The sequence below is a fragment of the Thermotoga sp. 38H-to genome (assembly GCF_011057665.1).
In the GTDB taxonomy this organism is placed as follows: Bacteria; Thermotogota; Thermotogae; order Thermotogales; family Thermotogaceae; genus Thermotoga.
Map to the genome: position 1 here is coordinate 708,497 of NZ_LNFZ01000001.1, position 16,670 is coordinate 725,166.

Genomic DNA, 16,670 nt, shown 5'->3' on the forward strand with positions numbered 1-16,670 from the left:
AGGAAAAATAAAGGTGAGAGGGAAATCCCCCCTCACCACAGGAGTGCGTTGATTTCTTTAACAGCCTGTTTTAGAGCCTCTTCGGGTGTAGCTTTCAGATACATGAGAGGCTCCATCAGATATGTGGTCATGGCGTTCTGGACGTCTATTGTGTTGGTAATCAGCGCAGGCGGTACAGCGTAAGCCACAGCTTCTGCGATCTTTGCAAAGTAAGGATCCTTCATGTACTCGGCGAACACCGGATTCGTTCCAAGATCTTCTCTTGCGGGCGGCATCCTTGTGAGCTCGATCCAGCGTGCGTCGTTCTGTGCGTTGGAGAAGACCCATTTGATGAATTCAAAGGCTTCCTTCTTGTATTTGCAATGTTCGAACATAACGAGTCCTTTAGTATCCGCAAAGGTGTAGATTGGTTTGTCTTCGGGGTAATTATCTGGAACGGGAGGAGGTGTCATCACTATGTGCGGGTACACTTCGGGATAGTGTTCTTTTGTGTAGCTCAGGTGCCATGGTCCCATGAGCTGACCAAGGATCGTACCGTTTTCGAAAGGATCTTGGCCCAGATCCACAGCGGTCCAACCGTTCTTGAAAAGTGTGTAGATGAATTCAGCGACGGCTTTTCCGTACTCGTTATTGAAGACGGCTTTACCATTTTCGATGTAGGGTTTTCCACCACTTGCCGCATAGTAGAACGTTATGAAGTCGAACCATCTGTCCCACCAGTTTCTCCCAGCGACTGCTCTTATAACGTACTTTTCTTTCGGAACAACCCATTTCTTTGCCAGTTCGTAAATCTCAGAGTAAGTTCTTGGAGGTTTTTCGTATCCAAGTTCTTTCAGAAGATCTCCTCTCCACCAGAAGAGCATGGGGTTGGAGTAAATGGGTATGACGTAGTAATGTCCGTTGAGCTTCCAGCCCTCGAGTATGCCTCTCATTTTCCTTGCGTCCGCAAGTTTCCAAAACTCTTCTCCAAACTCCTCATCGAAAGCAACGAGAACATCCAGTTCTTCTGCGAGCTGGGCAGCAAAGCCACTGAATATGTTGGTACAAATATCTGGTGCGTTTCCAGCTGCGATAGCGTTCAAAATGGCTTCTTCAGAACTTCCAGCGGCTGGGATAACCGACCACTCGATCTGAACATCCGGATGTTCTGCGTTCCACTTTTCAACGAGTTCTTTCCAGAAAGTTTCCTGATTCGGGTTTGGTGCTGTCCAGAACACTATTTTCTTGACCTCGGCGAATGCAAAGACAGAAAGAACAACGAGCATAACAAGAAGTACTCTCTTCCACATACGTATCCCTCCTTTATAAAAGGTTGATGTTATTTTGTGCTTTTTCTCTTTACAAACTGTGTGAAAACAAGAATGCGAACAGGGTGTGGATTAATGCCAGTTAGCAATTCATGTAAGCGCTTACACGCAAGACAGCCCATTTCGTACTTGAAGACCCTCAGTGTCGTCAAAGGAGGATCGAAGTTTTCAGCATCAACAATATCGTCAAAACCTATTACAGAAACATCTTCTGGCACTCTGATACCATGCTCTTTGAGGCGTTTTATCGTCCAGAACGCGATGCTATCGTTGGAAGTGAAAATAGCTTCCGGTGTGCCATAAGAGTTCAACATGATGTCGATAACTTTTCTGGTTCCTTCTTCTGTGTCATCGCACTCATAAAATCGAGGCATTAATCCTGCTTTTTCCATTGCGTCTTTATAACCGTCGTATCTCATCTTGAAACCGTATGGATGCAGCGGACCGTGAATGTGAACGATTCGTCTGAAACCTTTAGAAATGAGGTAATTTGTCGCATAAAGCGCTCCATCGTATCCGTCACTTATCACACAATCCACACGCTCTCCGGGAATGTAATGGTCCACCAGAACAAAAGGTTTCTTCCTCGATTTGATTTCCTTCAAAGTCTTCTCCGAGAGATCTCCCCCTATGAATATGTAACCATCGGCTCCATTTGACTCAAAAAAGTTCTCGAGCATTTTCAGTTCTACATTCATTCCAAGTCTTCCACAATTTTCCTCAATGGCTCTTATTATCACTCCGTAGAACTCTCCCAAAATGCCATTGCTTTGAAGAGGCGACAGTATTCTTTTACTGGCAAACACATGGATATTGAACAGTTTTCCCTTCGAAGCAAGGAGCTTCGCTGAAATCTCTGGCTTATAACCCAGCTCTTCAATGGCTTTCCAGACTTTATATCTTGTTTTTTCCGAAACATAACCCGAACCGTTTATCACTCTTGAAACAGTTGCGATGGAAACCCCGGCAAGCTTTGCGACATCTTCTATTGTTGGCACAGATTACACCTCCTGTAAGCGCTTACATATCGTTTATACAAAAATCTCCGTGTTAAATCAAGATCTATTTCAGACGAATAACTTCAACTATTTCCAATTAAGAGAAATTATTCAGGATTATGATGCAAAATCTCAATTTTAATCAAAATTCACAAAAAACAAAAGCCCCCTGATGGGGGCTTGAAGGTTTTCCGTACCAAAACTCTTACTTTGCGTAAGCGACGCTTCTTTTCTCTCTTATCACCACAACTTTCAGAACACCAGGATACTCGAGCTCTTCTTCTATCTTTTTAGAAATATCGTAGGCGAGTTTTTCAGCGAGAGCGTCATCCACTTTGTCGGGTTCCACAATCACTCTAATTTCTCTTCCAGCCTGAATGGCGTAGGCCTTTTCAACGTACTTGAAGCTTTTTGCTATCTCCTCCAGCTTCATAAGACGTTTGATGTAGTTTTCCAGACTCTCTCTTCTCGCACCTGGTCTTGCCGCAGAGAGAGCATCGGCAGCTGCCACGAGTACTGCTTCAGGTGTCATGGGTTCTTCTTCTCCGTGATGGCTGAGAATCATGTTTATGATGTCTTCTTTTTCTCCGTATCTTCGGGCAAGCTCTGCACCTATGGTCGTGTGTGAACCTTCCAGCTCCTGATCAACAGCTTTTCCTATATCGTGGAGGAGTCCTCCTCTTCTCGCTTTGTCCGCGTTTAGCCCAAGTTCAGAAGCCATGTAACCGGCGAGCAGAGCCACTTCTATCGAATGGTTCAGAACGTTTTGGCCATAGCTCGTTCTGTATTTCAATTTTCCAAGGAGTTTCACAAGCTCCGGATGGAGCCCCATAACACCCGCTTTGAACGTCGCCTCTTGTCCAGCTTCTTTTATGGCTTTCTCCACTTCCTGCTTTGCTTTTTCGTACATTTCTTCGATCCTTGCAGGATGTATTCTTCCATCCGCCACCAGTTTTTCCAGTGTGATACGGGCTATCTCTCTTCTCAGAGGGTTAAAGCAGGAAAGAACCACCACTTCCGGGGTGTCGTCTATTATCAAGTCCACACCCGTGATCTTTTCAAACGTTCTGATGTTTCTTCCTTCTCTGCCTATGATTCTTCCCTTCATGTCGTCCGACGGAAGTGAAACGGTAGAAACGGTGATTTCTCCTACATAATCCGGTGCGTATCTCTGAACAGCGAATGCTATGACTTTCTTGGCTTCCTTTTCGACTTCTTCTTCAACCTGTTCTTTCATCTCTTTGTAGAGTTTCGCAAGGTCGTGTTCGTACCTCTGCCTGGCTTCTTCGAGAATGAGCTCTCTTGCTTCTTCCACAGTCATACCGGCAAGACGCTTCAATTCTTCGTCGATTCTTTTTTCCTTTTCTTCGACCTCTCTCATTTTCTCTTCCAGATTTGCTTTGAGTTCCTCAATCTGATGTTCCCTTTTTTCAAGGTTTTCCTCTTTCCTCGTCAGGAGTTCTTCTCTCTTTAAAATTCTTTCCTCAAACGCTCTCAATTCTTCTTCTCTTCTGGATCGCTCTTTCTCGAATTCCTCTCTGAGCCTGTGAACTTCCTCTCTTCCTTCTATTATCGCTTTCTTTTTTATCTCGTTTGCTTCTTTTTCTGCTTTCTCGATTATGGTTTGAGCGTCTTCTTTCGCTTTTCTGAGCTTTTGATTTATCTGATAACTTGCTATTAAGTATCCAATCAGAAGACCACCGGCTCCTGCTACTATGTACCACAGCATCATTCTTCACCTCCATCTATTTTATTGAGAATTTCCTCGATGAGAGAAGGATCGAACCCTCTTCTGTAGAGATAATCTCTTAACTCCCATCGATCTTTGAATCGACCTTTCAATCTCTTCAATTCTTCGTGAAAATCGATCTCCTCCAGAGCCTTTTCGATCGCTCTTTCTATGATCTCTTCATCCACTCCAAGTGATTTGAGCTTCATCCTCACAACTCTCGGTCCAAAGAGTTTCAACCGCATTTCGTCGAGTGCAAAGAGATAAGCCGCTTTTTCATCGTCCAGATATCCCTGCTTCTTCAAGGTATTAATGGTACTTTCCACTTCCTCATCTGCGAAGCCCTGTTTCTTCAACCGCTCGCGAAGTTCGTCTTCAAATCTGACTCGATACTTTAGGAGCTTCAACGCATAATTAAGAGGCTTCTTCGTCTGAAGATTTCTCTTCCTTCTTCTGTTCTTCTTTCTCCACTGATAGTAATCCATATTTTTCTCTTATTCTCCTTTCGATCTCTCCTGCTATTTCAGGGTTATCTTTGAGAAACTGAACGGCGTTCGAGCTTCCCTGCCCAAGGGAAACTTCCTCACCTTTGAGAGTGGTGTAGTAATACCAGCTACCTTTTCTTTCTACCATGCTTTCCTCAACAGCGATATTGAACAGCTCGTACTCTCTATCGATCCCTTTCCCGTATATGATGTACGTCTGAGCGGTTTTGAACGGAGGAGCAACCTTGTTCTTCACGATCTTTACACTTATCACGTTGCCTATCACATCTTTTCCTTCCTTTATAGGTTCACCCCTCCTGACTTCCATCCTCATGGTTGCGTAGAATTTCAAGGCGAGTCCGCCGGTCGTGGTTTCCGGGCTTCCAAACATAACGCCTATCTTCATTCTGATCTGGTTTGTGAATATAACTACCGCCTTGGATTTGTTCACACTTCCCGCGATCTTTCTCAGTGCTTGCGACATGAGACGCGCCTGAAGACCCACCTGCATGTCTCCCATGGCACCTTCTATTTCCGCTCTGGGAACGAGAGCCGCGACGGAATCAACAACTATGAGGTCGACCACACCGCTCCTCACAAGTTCATCCACTATTTCGAGTGCCTGTTCTCCATGATCAGGTTGAGAAATAAGAAGACTTTTCAGATCCACTCCGAGGTTTTTCGCGTAAACAGGATCCAGTGCGTGTTCTGCGTCTATGAAAGCAGCCACTCCTCCCATCTTTTGGGCCTCTGCTATGGCGTGGAGCGCGAGGGTGGTTTTTCCACTCGATTCCTGACCAAAAATCTCCACGATCCTTCCTCTTGGGTATCCTCCAACACCCGTTGCGATATCGATGGCGAGAGATCCTGTTGGTATCACCTCTACAGGCTGAACCTGGGTTTCATCACCCAGGATCATTATGGAACCCTTTCCAAAGTTTTCTTCTATTCTTTTCAGTGCTTTCTCCAGGACACTCTTTTTCTGTTTTTCATCAGACATACTTGATCAATCCTCCTTCGAACTGGCATTCGTAAAGAACTCTGTAGATAGGACCTGTCGGTGTTAACGTGGACGAGTAAATTTTGAATCTGTCCACCGCAACTTCGATGGGCGGAAAATCGATGTCTTCGATCAGTTTTTCCCACTTGTCTGGGTAGTACTTCACCCTTCCAATCGTAATGTGAGGTACGAACTTCTCTTCAAACGAAAAACCGTGATGAGACAGCTCGTTTCTGAGCTCTTCGTAGAGTTTCATCAGGCGATCGGTGTTCTCCACTCCAAGCCAGAAGACGCGCGGAGACATCTTCCTTTTGAAGTACCCAAAACCCTTCACAGTGAACGAAAAAGAAGGAAATCCTCTCACCCTTCTACAGAGGTGTTCGGATATTTCAGAGATCTTCTGCTCGTCAACCTCTCCCAGGAAAAAAAGCGTGAGGTGCATGTTTTCTTCAGAAACCCACGTTGCACCAAAACCCCTTTTCATGAGTTTTTCTATGATCTCAGAGGCTTGCTTCTTGACTTCTTCGTTGACATCGATAGCAATGAAGGTCCTCATAAACTATCCCTCCAATTTCGTGATTCTTGCAATGTCGATCATGTACGTGATCCAAGAGATCACCGTTACTGCAAATGAGAGCACCACAAAGAACATGAGAAATGTGTTACTCAAAAAGCCCATCTCGAAGAGATACGCACCGATCAGCACCACAAACTGAAAAACAGTCTTCGCCTTCCCTATCCACCTTGCTGGCACGACGTTTCCCTTACTAGCTGCGAGTATCCTGAGTCCGTTTATAAAGGTGTCCCTTGCAAAGATAACCAGAACGTACCACAACGGAAGGACATCCAACATGGCCACTGCCGTGGATATCACGAGAATCTTGTCAGAAACCTGATCGAAGACCTTTCCAAAATCCGTTACCTGGTTTTTCTTCCTTGCAAAAAAACCATCGAGATAATCTGTGAAAGCAGCAAACATAAAAACTAAGAACGACAAAGAGAGCCATCCTTCCATGTAAAACCAGACAACAGGAATTACCAGCACTGCTCTCAGCAAAGAAAAAAAGTTCGCAAGATTCATATCACTGACCCCCACATGTCGTACTCGTCGTGCTCTTTTATCACCACTTCAAGAAAGTCTCCTGTTCTCCCTTTTCCCCTTACAAAAACTACTCCATCCACTTCAGGTGCTTCCGACCAGGTCCTTCCCACAAGAAACTTCCCTTCTTTTCCTTCTACTAGGAACTTCAATTTTCTTCCAACGAATCTATCAAGTCTGCTGTTTGAAATCTCCACCTGAAGAAGGAGCAGTTCTTCCTGCCTTCTTTTCGCCACTTCCGGGTCAACCTTTTCTTTGAGGTTGAAAGCAACCGTTCCCTCTTCGTCCGAATAAACAAAAGCTCCGAGTTTGTCAAACTGGATTTCTTCCACGAAGCGCTTAAGTTCTTCGAAGTCTTCTTCAGTTTCTCCCGGAAATCCCAAGATTATACTCGTTCTGAGGACAGCGTCTGGAAACCTTTTTCTGATGCTCGAAAGCATTTTTTTCAATTCTTCTGAACTCTTCGTTCGTCCCATTAGTTTCAATATTTTATCGCTTCCATGCTGCACCGGAACATCGAAATACTTTACAACCTTATCCAGTTCCAGCATTGCGCTTATTATTTCCTCTGTCAGATGATCCGGATGAAGGTACATAACCCTGATCCAAAACTCACCGTTTAGACTGTTCAGTTTCCTCAGAAGATCAGGCAGTGCTTGTTTCCTATAGAGATCGATCCCATAGGACGTTGTGTCCTGAGCGACGAGGATTATTTCCTTTTTTCCTTCTTTCAAAAGATCTTCCACCTCGTACGTTATGTCTTCTATGCTCCTGCTTCTCAGACTTCCTTTGAACAAAGGTATGGAACAGAAAGTGCATCCCCTGTCACAACCGTCGGATATCTTCACGTAAGCGTAGGGTCGCTCCTCCAGATCGATTCTTTTTCTGTATCTGTACACGGTCTCTGGTCGATCTGGAACAAGATCCGTACCTTCTTCAAGGGCATTCGCTATCTCTTCGGGACCTGCAACACCTATCCACTGATCTACCTCGGGGATTTCTTTTTTCAGTTCTTCGTAATAACGCTGAACGAGACAACCTTTAACAACCAGTTTGTAACCGTACTGATCCTTTGCGTCTATGAAAGAGAAGATTTCATCTATTGATTCTCTCTTCGCGTCCTCTATGAAAGCACAGGTGTCCAACACAATCACCTCCGCATCCTTCACATCGAAGACTACCTCGTGACCTCTTTCTCTCAACACACCTGCCAGGACTTCACAATCCGCTTCGTTTTTTGGACATCCCAGAACCTTTATACCAAACCTCACTTCATCATTTTCCTCCTCTTTTTGAGATACAATTCTCTGATCTTTTCAAGGTGCTTTTTGTACTCTTCTTCCCTGTAATTTGGATAGGTGAACTCCATGTGCCTGAATTCTCCTCGCACATAAACCAGTGTTACCTCTGCGTAGATTCCCTTACCTATGTAGATGCGGTTTCCCCAGTGTTTGGTGGAAGCGAGAACGAACTGTGTGTGATGAATGTATCCCGGATCTATGTTGACTTTTCTCTTTCCTTCTATCGAGAACATCTTCTCTATCTCATTGGTTTCGCGTTTTATATCCGCCAGTTGGAAAGGATGGACGAGCCTTTCAAAACTCACGAGTCTTCCCTTCAAACCCTGCCCCATCTCTTCTGAATAGTAAAGAGTGTACTTCTCGAAATCGAGCACGTCCGAAACGTAGTCCATGGGTCCAAAACGTTCTTCAAGAACTGGCCTCACTTCGTTGAACCAGTAATCTATGTGCGATGCGAATATGAACATCACAAGATTCACCATGTCAGGTGCCTTCACTTCTCCCATGAAACATTCACCTCGAACTTTCTGATCTTCACTGTCCATTCCTCGGAAGCTGTTTTCAGGACTACATCACTTCTGGATTCGACAGTGTATTTCCCTTCTTGAAGAGGAATCTCTCCACTCACACTTTTACCGTTCACAATCGTCTCCTCTGGTGCAACAAGATAAGCAGGCGGTGTCTGCCGCAGTTTCACATTCTCCACTGCTGAAAACAGAAGAAGAACCAGTCCTGCTATCAGAAAAAAGAACATCACCAGGTCTTTTGTCTTTTCTCTCTCCTTCTTTTTTCTCGGCTTCTTTTCTTCAACTTCTTCAGATGCTTCCTCCTTGCCTTCTTCGTACAGTTTAAGCATCTCATCTGGAGAAAGTTCGAGAAACTCCGAATATCGTTTTATGTAGCTTTTTATATAGACTTCTGCGTCGAGCCCCTTCAGATCCCCTTCCTCTATCCGTTTCAATTTCGATGGATTTATGTTCGTGAACAGAGAAGCGTCGAGAAGGGTTATTCCTCTTTCTTCCCTCTTCTTTCTGAAAGTCTCACCGAGTTCCTTCCATTTTTCGCTCAAAACAATCTCCTCCAGACCCCCGTGTCTGGTATCCTGAGGCTGAATTTATTTTATCACAGCCGAAAAATCTTTCAGAAAAGGCCTTTTTTGAGCCGTTGTGTGTAGATGTGTGCCAGTCTGGTGGGTTCCGGTATCCTTCTTCCGGGTAAGGTAAAAGCCTTGATCAGTCTTTTCGAACTTTCAATGTCCATGAGATGGCCCGGAGACACGAAGATAGGAGCACTTCCTTCCTTTGTTCTGATTACACAGCCTATTATCTCCTCGCCGTCGTAGAGATAACTCCAGGAACACCTTTTATCTTCAGGCATTTTGAACGTTCCATACAGTCTGGATTTTGCCACACCAATGGTCGGGATCTCTATGAAGAGTCCCATGTGGGAGGCTATCCCAAGTTTTCTGGGATGTGCCAGTCCCTGACCATCGAAGACCACAACATCGGGTTTCGTTCTCAGCTTTTCCCAGGCCTTCAAGAACAGAGGTCCTTCTCTGAAAGCAAGGAGCCCCGGAATGTAGGGAAAAGTTATCTCTCCCCTTTCAGAAACGACCTCTAATATTTTGAAAGAAGGATATTCGAGTACCACTATCACCGCGAGCCCTTCTTCTTTTCCCGGAAACGAAAGGTCCACTCCCGCCACGTACTCTGGTTCTCTTTCGTATGGAACGAGTTTTATCTTCTTTCTGAGTTCGTTCTGCACCTTTATCGCTTCCTCCGGAGAAAGATCCCATTTGTGGAGCTTTCTGTAATTCATCGAATCACTCCCTGAAATCGTCTATCAGAATCAAAGCAGATACCGGAAAATCAGGATATATTCTGTTTTTTACGAGACTTTCCAGTATCGTGTAGTACATTGTGTAATCTCCCGGTCTGTCGAACCTGTGCACCGTAAAATGCCTGGAAGGATGCGCTTTCCTCAGAATTTCCAGGATATAGTCCTCCTTTTCCGGTTCCCCTATGAAGACATGGTCTCCCTCGAATTTCTGCGATATTCCCACGTCTTCCCAGACAACACGGTCCGGTTCGAATCCAACCCTGTCTTTCCACACTCCCCTCAGGTTGGCTTCGAATACCCTCGAAACAAGCGATGAGGTGTTCACAACGAGGAAGTTCACGCGGTATTTTTCCTGAACACTGCTTCCAATGAGATTCTCTTTGAAAGAAACGAGTCTTTTTTCATCCACAAAAACGTTTCCGTCGTTATCCATCTTGTATGGAAGGATCGAAAAACTCATTCTAATACCGTTTTTCAGTTTAGAAAAGAGCGTTAGAATCTCTGGAAGACCGATATCCGTTTCGATGTAAGGACTTATCTTTTTGTAAAGTACGGAAATTTCGAGAGGATTTCTTGAAAGGGCCTTGCTGAGGAGTTTCTTCAGTACATCCTTCTGTCTTTCTATTCGGGCAAGATCCCCCATGGAGTCTTTTCTGTATCTTATGTACGCAAGAAGCTGTTCTCCATTCAATTTGTAAGGAACCCCAGGTTTGAAATCTATGACGAGATTCTGCGACAGATCTTCATAAAACATGACCTCGTTCGGTATCACCTCTATTGGTCCCAGTTCATCCCCGAGTATTTTGAAAGCCTCGTAGTTGAATATCACGTAAGAATCCGGCTTCTGTCCCAGAAGTGATTCGATGATCTGAAATAGTTTTTCCATTCCATAAGTGTTGTAAATCGCGTTGATCTTTTTTCCCTCTATCATCAAATCCCTGGGTATCGATACAAAAGAGAGATTTCCTTTTTTCCAGTCCAGCACACCAACAACTATCACATCGGTTCGAACGGTGTGTTCGATCTCTTTATCTTTTCCCAGAACGAGAAACACGTAAGGGTTTTTCACCTCACCCTTGAAGAGATAAGATACCATCTTATCCAGTAAAAAGAAGGATGATATAATTAAAAAGAAGGCTAAACTAATTGAAAGTGACAGAAAGATTTTCTTCAACACGATATCACCCTGACTGTATTCTATCACCGGGGAGGTGATTCTGATGAAAATAGGTATCATAGGGCTTGGAAGGGTCGGTTCCAGCACAGCCTTTGCACTTCTGATGAAAGGTTTTGCGAGGGAAATGGTTTTGATAGACGTCGATAAGAAAAGAGCCGAAGGAGACGCACTCGATCTCATTCACGGAACACCTTTCACAAGAAGAGCGAACATCTACGCCGGAGACTACCCAGATCTAAGAGGATCAGACGTGGTTATCGTTGCTGCGGGAGTGCCTCAGAAACCAGGAGAGACAAGGCTTCAGCTTCTTGGGAGGAACGCGAGAGTGATGAAAGAAATTGCGAGAAACATCTCCAAATACGCTCCCGATTCGATTGTCATCGTGGTTACGAATCCTGTTGATGTTCTCACGTATTTCTTCCTCAAAGAGTCTGGAATGGATCCCAGGATGGTGTTCGGTTCTGGAACAGTACTTGACACGGCAAGACTCAGAACGTTGATAGCTCAACACTGCGGATTTTCGCCAAAAAGTGTGCACGTGTATGTGATAGGAGAGCACGGAGATTCAGAGGTTCCCGTGTGGAGCGGTGCTATGATAGGAGGTATTCCTCTAAAGAACATGTGTCAGATCTGTCAGAAGTGTGATTCGAAGATATTGGTAAATTTCGCCGAAAAAACCAAAAGAGCCGCATACGAGATCATAGAAAGAAAGGGTGCCACCCACTACGCTATAGCTCTCGCTGTGGCCGACATAGTGGAGAGCATCTTCTTCGACGAAAAGAGAGTGTTGACGCTTTCCGTCTACCTCGAAGATTACCTTGGTGTAAAAGACATCTGTATCAGCGTCCCTGTGACCCTTGGAAAGAACGGTGTGGAAAGAATTCTCGAACTGGAATTGAACGAAGAAGAACTGGATGCCTTCAGAAAGTCAGCCTCCATATTGAAGAACGCCATCGACGAAATAACGACCGAAGAGAACAAGCATCAGAACACCAGCGGTTGAGAGGACATAGATTGTATCTATCGGTTTCCACTTTATGTCTTTGAACCGTATTCTTGGAGGCTCACCTGTGTAGAGGCGGGCTTCCATGGCTACAGCCAGCTCTTCGGCTTTTCTGAGGGCCGATATGAGAAGAGGCACTATTATCACCACGAGCGCTCTTATTCTGTCGAAAAACTTCCCTCTTTCGAAGTTTGCTCCCCTGGCGATCTGAGCCTTCAAGATCCTGTCCGCTTCGAGCGCCAGAATAGGAACGAATCTCATCGCAATAGTCATCACCATTCCTATTTCATGGCCGATTTTCCTGGCACCGAATATCGAGAAGATACTTTCTATGGCCCTGGCAGAAAGCAAGGGAGGAGTGGTGGCAGAGAAATTCTCGGCGAGGAGGATTATGAGTACCAGTCTGAGCATGATGTAAACGGCAGACCATATGGCTCTGTCGGTGATTATCCAGAAGATCTTTTCACCCTCTGGTGAGGAAAAGAACTGAATCAGAACCGCAAACACGAGGAAGAACCAAAGACTCCTAAGTCCCGCAAGGTAAACTCTGAATCCTGTTCGGCTCAGAAACATAAGAAGAAAAATGGCCAGACCCGGCACAAGGTAAAGCGAAAGATCGGGTACGATCAATATAGCAGAAACGAGAAAGATCATACCCAGGAGTTTCGCTCTTGGATCGAGTCTGTGAACAATTGAATCAACCGGGATGTATCTTCCTATCAGAACCGTTGGCAATCTCATTTTTTACCCTTTCTCTTCTTTTTCTTTCTTTCTTCTGAAACCCCGTCGAGGAGCTTTTTCATCTTCTTCAATTCGCGGTAGACCAGATAATTCACGCTGTCTCTTTCGAATTTCCCGGTCTTTGTAATCTTTCCAGCCTTCATTCCCATAACGATCTCAATCGCGTCGTCTATGGTTTCCACGGTCCATATATGAAAGAGACCTTTCTTCATAGCCTGGACGATTTCATCTTTCAGCACCAGATTTTTCGCGTTGGCTTTGGGTATGATCACACCCTGTTTCCCATCGAACCCACGGGTTTTACAGGCCCTGTAAAAACCCTCTACTTTTTCCACGATTCCCCCAACGGGTTGTACCTCACCGTGCTGATTTATGGAACCAGTTACGGCTATTCCCTGTTTTATGGGCACCTTAGAAATAGCAGAAAGGAGAGCCAGTGCCTCCGCAAGTGAAGCGCTGTCTCCCTCCACTTCACTGTAAACTTGCTCGAAACTGATAGACGCACCGACAGAAAGCGGAAAGTCCTGAGCGTATCTACTCCCTAGAAATCCCTCCAGTATGAGAACTGCCTTACTGTGGATTTTCCCACTCAAATCTGCTTCACGCTGAATGTCAACAACACCTGGCCTCCCAAGATAAACCTTCGCAGTGATTTTCACTGGAACACCGAAAGAATGATCACCAAGATCGAGAACGGTAAGACCGTTTATCTGTCCCACTCTGGATCCGGTCACCTCTATCATGAGATCGAATGTTTTTATCATTTCGTCGTACTTTTCTTCGAGGAGATTTACTCTGTTCTCCATAGCCTGATAGGCCTTGAGAACGTGATCGGAAGTGGTAACTTCTGATCCTTCAAGTCTTGCAAGTTCCCCCGATTCAACTATGAGATTCACTATGTCTCCAAAAACAGCGGAAAGCTTCGTGCTGTTTCCGGCGTTTCTCATTGCGTACCATATGACTTTCTTCACCGCACCTTTGTCGAAGTGAGGAAGGTTTTTTTCTCGACAGACGGACGAGATGAAGGATACGTACTTCTGAACGTTCAATTCGTTTCTGGGTATCTCCCAGTCGAACTCCGCTTTTATCCTGAACAGTTTCCTGAAGTCTGGATCGAGTTCGTAAAGGAGTTCGTACAGGTAAGGTGTACCAATGATGACAACTTTCAAATCAAGGGGTATTTTTTCTGGTTTCAGAGTGATCGTGTTTGAAATTCCCAAAGTATGTTCAAGATTTTCAACGGAAATCTGAGTTTCCATGAGAACCCTTTTCAGGTTGTACCACGCGTAAGGTTGACTCAAAAGTCGTTCGGCTTCAACGATCAAAAAGCCACCATTTGCTTTGTGGATACTACCCGGCCTTATCATATTGAAATCCGTGTGGAGAAAACCACCTCTCACATAGTACTCAATCTTCCCGAACAGGTTGGAATAAGAGGGATTTGTTTCATAAATGACAGGAGCTCCAGTGAGATCCGAGTTGTCTACGATTAAATTCAAAGAGTACTTCCTCATATAGATCTCTTTTCTCTCCCGAGCGTCCATTCTCAAAAAGTCTAGAAGGTTCTCTACGATATCCTTCTTTATAGATTCGAGAAATTCCCTCACGGCTTCGTTTTCGAATTCACTCTCCACTTCAACAAAGAGTGGATCAATGGCGAAGAGGGCCGTTCTTTTGTGGAATTCTTCGAGGGATTTTCTGAACTCGATGTCCAGCTTCCTGATTCTGTAGAGCGTTCCGTCCACCAGGTGCTTCAACTTCATCTGCCTTTCTTCGATTTCTTTTTTGGCCTGATCTGGAAGAGCATCCACCATCTCCGGTGAGAGTGGTCTGCCATCCACCACAGGCAACATAGCGACACCGGCTGGAGTCAGCTGAACCATGAAACCGAGCTCCTTTGCTTTAGCCTCCAAACTCTCCCAGAGCTGCTTTCTCATGAGAGCGTATTTTTCTTCCTTTTCGGAAATTTTTCTTGCGAACTCCTCACTTTCGAAGGATTTATTCAAAACTTCGACCACTTCGTTGATCAAATCTTCGAGTCTTCTTTTAAACCTTCTTCCCTGTCCCGCTTTGAAAGAAATAGCCTTTGGTTCATACGGATTCTCAAAATTGTAAACATATCCCCAGTCATTTGGAACGGGAAGTTTCTTCGCAACATCCTGGAGCATCATCTGGACAAAGGTTCTTCTTCCCGTTCCCGTCACTCCCGTGACGAAGATGTTGTAACCCTTTTCTTTGATTCTTATTCCCGTCTCGATAGCCTCCTTTGCTCTCTTTTGACCTATGAAACCCTCGTTTGGAGGGACCTCTTCCGTGGTCTGGAAATTCAAAAAATCAAGGTCGAAATTGTTTATCTCATCGGGCTTCAATTTTCTGATCATCGTCCCACTTCCCTGTGAAGTAATTTTCTGTACGATCACATTTTATTGTACAATATTTTGAGGAGAAAACTGTTCGGGTGAACAAGAAAGGGTGGGATTGATGGGAAATGTCATAGTTGTAACTTCCGGTAAAGGAGGGGTGGGTAAAACCACCGTAACGGCCAACCTTGGATGTGCCCTGGCCAAACTCGGGGAGAAGGTGTGTCTCATCGATGCCGACATAGGCCTGAAAAATCTGGACATAGTCCTCGGACTCGAAAACAGAATCGTTTACACCATGATAGATGTAGTGAACGGTAAAGTCTCTCCTCAGGAGGCTCTTGTCAAACATAAAATGCTGAAAAATCTGTATCTTCTTCCTGCTTCACAGATAGCCACGAAAGAAATGGTCTCACCAAACGACATGAAGGCCATTGTGAAGGAACTGATACCACATTTCGACTACATCATAATCGATTCTCCAGCCGGCATCGAAAGGGGATTCAGAAACGCCGTCGCTCCGGCTGAAAGAGTGCTTGTTGTCACGACTCCCGAACTTCCTGCAATCTCTGACGCAGATCGTGTGATAGGGCTTCTGGAAAACTTTGGATTTTCCGATGAGAAGATAAACGTGATCATAAACAGATTCAAACCGCACATGGTGAAAAAGGGCGAAATGCTCACCACTGACGATATCAAACATACACTATCATTGGAGATTATAGCTGTTATACCAGATTCAGAGGATATCATAGTTGCCTCAAACACGGGAATTCCCGTTTCACTGAACGGAAATTCGAAAATTTCCAAAAACTTTGAAAACCTCGCAAGAAGAATTCGAGGAGAGGGCGTGCCTTTGGAGAACGACTTTGTCACCGTTTCGAAAGGTTTTCTCGATGCATTGAAAGACTTCTTCTCAAAACTCAAGAGGGGATGATATCATGAAGTTCCTATTTTGGGAGTTCGGAAAGAAGAATAAGAGCAGAGAAACGGCCAAAAAAAGACTGGAACAGATAGTTGGAACAACTAAGAGAAAACAGATGAACATAACAGAGATCATTCCAAAAGAAATGCTCGATAAGAATTCGGATAAGATAAAAGAAAGAATCGCCAGCTGGCTTTCCGAAACCTTCAATGTCGAAAAAGAAAAGATAAAGATAGACTTCGAAGAAAGAGAAGGCCACGTGGTGATAATCACAAACGTGTTCTTCAAATGAAGGGAGGGAAGTTGATGTTGAAAAGACTCACAGTTCGAACTTCTTCACGAACACAGTTCGTGGATATCACTTCGGAGGTTGTGAAAGTCATAGAAGAATCTAAGGTGAAAAATGGTATCTGCGTGGTTTTTGTTCCCCACACCACCGCGGGTATCACAATAAACGAAAACGCTGATCCGAGTGTGCGACAGGATATAATGAACACGATGAACAAACTGGTACCACCATCGGCTGGTTATACCCACCTAGAAGGAAATGCCGATTCTCATATAAAAGCATCAGTGTTGGGGTCTTCTGTCACGCTCATAATAGAAAACGGACGCCCCCTCCTTGGAACCTGGCAGGGAATATATTTCTGCGAATTTGACGGTCCAAGGACGAGGAGCGTTTACATAAAGGTTGTTGAGGGATGAT

General features: G+C 44.7%; 18 protein-coding genes. 4 read left to right on the top strand and 14 right to left on the bottom strand.

Translation table 11 applies throughout. The annotated features are described in order from the left end of the window. Positions 1-32: 32 nt before the first annotated feature. The 12 genes from AS158_RS03770 to AS158_RS03825 all read right to left on the bottom strand — a co-directional run bounded on the left by AS158_RS03770 (position 33) and on the right by AS158_RS03825 (position 10,995). Positions 33-1,289, bottom strand: coding sequence for an extracellular solute-binding protein (locus AS158_RS03770; protein WP_012896069.1), 1,257 nt, complete (start codon positions 1,287-1,289; stop codon positions 33-35). Between the two features lie 29 nt (positions 1,290-1,318). Further along, positions 1,319-2,305 carry a LacI family DNA-binding transcriptional regulator gene (locus AS158_RS03775; RefSeq protein WP_011943502.1) on the bottom strand — a complete coding sequence of 329 codons (987 nt, stop codon included), beginning with the start codon at positions 2,303-2,305 and terminating at the stop codon, positions 1,319-1,321. Positions 2,306-2,510: 205 nt separating this feature from the next. After that, on the bottom strand, positions 2,511-4,034 hold the full coding sequence (gene rny / locus AS158_RS03780; RefSeq protein ID WP_011943501.1) for a ribonuclease Y: 1,524 nt from the start codon (positions 4,032-4,034) through the stop codon (positions 2,511-2,513). Further along, positions 4,034-4,519 (bottom strand): regulatory protein RecX, encoded by a 486-nt coding sequence (locus tag AS158_RS03785; protein ID WP_011943500.1) that lies wholly within the window; start codon positions 4,517-4,519, stop codon positions 4,034-4,036. The genes rny and AS158_RS03785 overlap by 1 nt, the downstream gene beginning before the upstream one ends. Further along, positions 4,449-5,519, bottom strand: a complete 1,071-nt coding sequence (gene recA / locus AS158_RS03790; protein ID WP_011943499.1) for a recombinase RecA — start codon at positions 5,517-5,519, stop codon at positions 4,449-4,451. Before recA ends, AS158_RS03785 begins: the two co-directional genes overlap by 71 nt. Next, complete coding sequence (gene thpR, locus AS158_RS03795; RefSeq protein ID WP_165304516.1) at positions 5,512-6,075, bottom strand: RNA 2',3'-cyclic phosphodiesterase; 564 nt, start codon at positions 6,073-6,075, stop codon at positions 5,512-5,514. The genes recA and thpR overlap by 8 nt, the downstream gene beginning before the upstream one ends. Before the next feature lie 3 nt (positions 6,076-6,078). Continuing rightward, the gene (gene pgsA, locus AS158_RS03800) at positions 6,079-6,600 is read right to left on the bottom strand and encodes a CDP-diacylglycerol--glycerol-3-phosphate 3-phosphatidyltransferase (protein ID WP_165304517.1); all 522 of its coding nucleotides are present in this window, start codon (positions 6,598-6,600) and stop codon (positions 6,079-6,081) included. Further along, the gene (gene rimO / locus AS158_RS03805; RefSeq protein WP_165304518.1) at positions 6,597-7,889 is read right to left on the bottom strand and encodes a 30S ribosomal protein S12 methylthiotransferase RimO; all 1,293 of its coding nucleotides are present in this window, start codon (positions 7,887-7,889) and stop codon (positions 6,597-6,599) included. Before rimO ends, pgsA begins: the two co-directional genes overlap by 4 nt. Continuing rightward, positions 7,886-8,425 (bottom strand): DUF4416 family protein, encoded by a 540-nt coding sequence (locus AS158_RS03810; RefSeq protein WP_165304519.1) that lies wholly within the window; start codon positions 8,423-8,425, stop codon positions 7,886-7,888. Before AS158_RS03810 ends, rimO begins: the two co-directional genes overlap by 4 nt. Then, positions 8,413-8,988 carry a helix-turn-helix domain-containing protein gene (locus AS158_RS03815; RefSeq protein WP_165304520.1) on the bottom strand — a complete coding sequence of 192 codons (576 nt, stop codon included), beginning with the start codon at positions 8,986-8,988 and terminating at the stop codon, positions 8,413-8,415. The genes AS158_RS03810 and AS158_RS03815 overlap by 13 nt, the downstream gene beginning before the upstream one ends. Before the next feature lie 71 nt (positions 8,989-9,059). Next, the gene (gene nfi, locus AS158_RS03820; RefSeq protein ID WP_165304521.1) at positions 9,060-9,737 is read right to left on the bottom strand and encodes an endonuclease V; all 678 of its coding nucleotides are present in this window, start codon (positions 9,735-9,737) and stop codon (positions 9,060-9,062) included. A gap of 4 nt (positions 9,738-9,741) precedes the next feature. Next, positions 9,742-10,995: an LCP family protein gene (locus AS158_RS03825; RefSeq protein ID WP_206516522.1), complete on the bottom strand. Its 1,254-nt coding sequence runs from the start codon at positions 10,993-10,995 to the stop codon at positions 9,742-9,744. Here AS158_RS03825 and AS158_RS03830 point away from each other — a divergent pair. Then, complete coding sequence (locus tag AS158_RS03830; protein ID WP_165304523.1) at positions 10,979-11,938, top strand: L-lactate dehydrogenase; 960 nt, start codon at positions 10,979-10,981, stop codon at positions 11,936-11,938. The genes AS158_RS03825 and AS158_RS03830 overlap by 17 nt on opposite strands. Here the strand turns inward: AS158_RS03830 and ecfT are convergent. Next, entirely contained in the window at positions 11,864-12,679 is an 816-nt protein-coding gene (ecfT, locus tag AS158_RS03835) for an energy-coupling factor transporter transmembrane protein EcfT (RefSeq protein ID WP_038052162.1), read from the bottom strand. The genes AS158_RS03830 and ecfT overlap by 75 nt on opposite strands. Then, positions 12,676-15,060 carry an ATP-binding protein gene (locus AS158_RS03840; protein WP_038052160.1) on the bottom strand — a complete coding sequence of 795 codons (2,385 nt, stop codon included), beginning with the start codon at positions 15,058-15,060 and terminating at the stop codon, positions 12,676-12,678. The genes ecfT and AS158_RS03840 overlap by 4 nt, the downstream gene beginning before the upstream one ends. A 100-nt stretch (positions 15,061-15,160) precedes the next feature. Here AS158_RS03840 and minD point away from each other — a divergent pair, with 100 nt between their 5' ends. Genes minD through AS158_RS03855 form a run of 3 tightly spaced genes read left to right on the top strand, consistent with a single transcriptional unit; the run spans position 15,161 to position 16,669 of the window. Continuing rightward, positions 15,161-15,976: a septum site-determining protein MinD gene (minD, locus tag AS158_RS03845; RefSeq protein WP_038052158.1), complete on the top strand. Its 816-nt coding sequence runs from the start codon at positions 15,161-15,163 to the stop codon at positions 15,974-15,976. A 4-nt stretch (positions 15,977-15,980) separates the two neighbouring features. Then, positions 15,981-16,256, top strand: coding sequence for a hypothetical protein (locus tag AS158_RS03850; protein ID WP_038052156.1), 276 nt, complete (start codon positions 15,981-15,983; stop codon positions 16,254-16,256). Between the two features lie 14 nt (positions 16,257-16,270). Then, positions 16,271-16,669, top strand: coding sequence for a secondary thiamine-phosphate synthase enzyme YjbQ (locus tag AS158_RS03855; RefSeq protein ID WP_038052154.1), 399 nt, complete (start codon positions 16,271-16,273; stop codon positions 16,667-16,669). The last annotated feature ends 1 nt before the right edge of the window (position 16,670 follow it).

Excerpts from the sequence above, each read along its gene's own strand:
- AS158_RS03840 (WP_038052160.1), bottom strand. The coding sequence starts at position 15,060 with ATGATCAGAAAATTGAAGCCCGATGAGATAAACAATTTCGACCTTGAT.
- AS158_RS03855 (WP_038052154.1), top strand. The coding sequence starts at position 16,271 with ATGTTGAAAAGACTCACAGTTCGAACTTCTTCACGAACACAGTTCGTG.
- AS158_RS03825 (WP_206516522.1), bottom strand. The coding sequence starts at position 10,995 with ATGATACCTATTTTCATCAGAATCACCTCCCCGGTGATAGAATACAGT.
- rny (WP_011943501.1), bottom strand. The coding sequence starts at position 4,034 with ATGCTGTGGTACATAGTAGCAGGAGCCGGTGGTCTTCTGATTGGATAC.
- AS158_RS03810 (WP_165304519.1), bottom strand. The coding sequence starts at position 8,425 with ATGGGAGAAGTGAAGGCACCTGACATGGTGAATCTTGTGATGTTCATA.
- AS158_RS03785 (WP_011943500.1), bottom strand. The coding sequence starts at position 4,519 with ATGGATTACTATCAGTGGAGAAAGAAGAACAGAAGAAGGAAGAGAAAT.
- pgsA (WP_165304517.1), bottom strand. The coding sequence starts at position 6,600 with ATGAATCTTGCGAACTTTTTTTCTTTGCTGAGAGCAGTGCTGGTAATT.
- AS158_RS03770 (WP_012896069.1), bottom strand. The coding sequence starts at position 1,289 with ATGTGGAAGAGAGTACTTCTTGTTATGCTCGTTGTTCTTTCTGTCTTT.
- AS158_RS03830 (WP_165304523.1), top strand. The coding sequence starts at position 10,979 with ATGAAAATAGGTATCATAGGGCTTGGAAGGGTCGGTTCCAGCACAGCC.
- minD (WP_038052158.1), top strand. The coding sequence starts at position 15,161 with ATGGGAAATGTCATAGTTGTAACTTCCGGTAAAGGAGGGGTGGGTAAA.
- ecfT (WP_038052162.1), bottom strand. The coding sequence starts at position 12,679 with ATGAGATTGCCAACGGTTCTGATAGGAAGATACATCCCGGTTGATTCA.
- thpR (WP_165304516.1), bottom strand. The coding sequence starts at position 6,075 with ATGAGGACCTTCATTGCTATCGATGTCAACGAAGAAGTCAAGAAGCAA.
- AS158_RS03850 (WP_038052156.1), top strand. The coding sequence starts at position 15,981 with ATGAAGTTCCTATTTTGGGAGTTCGGAAAGAAGAATAAGAGCAGAGAA.
- nfi (WP_165304521.1), bottom strand. The coding sequence starts at position 9,737 with ATGAATTACAGAAAGCTCCACAAATGGGATCTTTCTCCGGAGGAAGCG.
- recA (WP_011943499.1), bottom strand. The coding sequence starts at position 5,519 with ATGTCTGATGAAAAACAGAAAAAGAGTGTCCTGGAGAAAGCACTGAAA.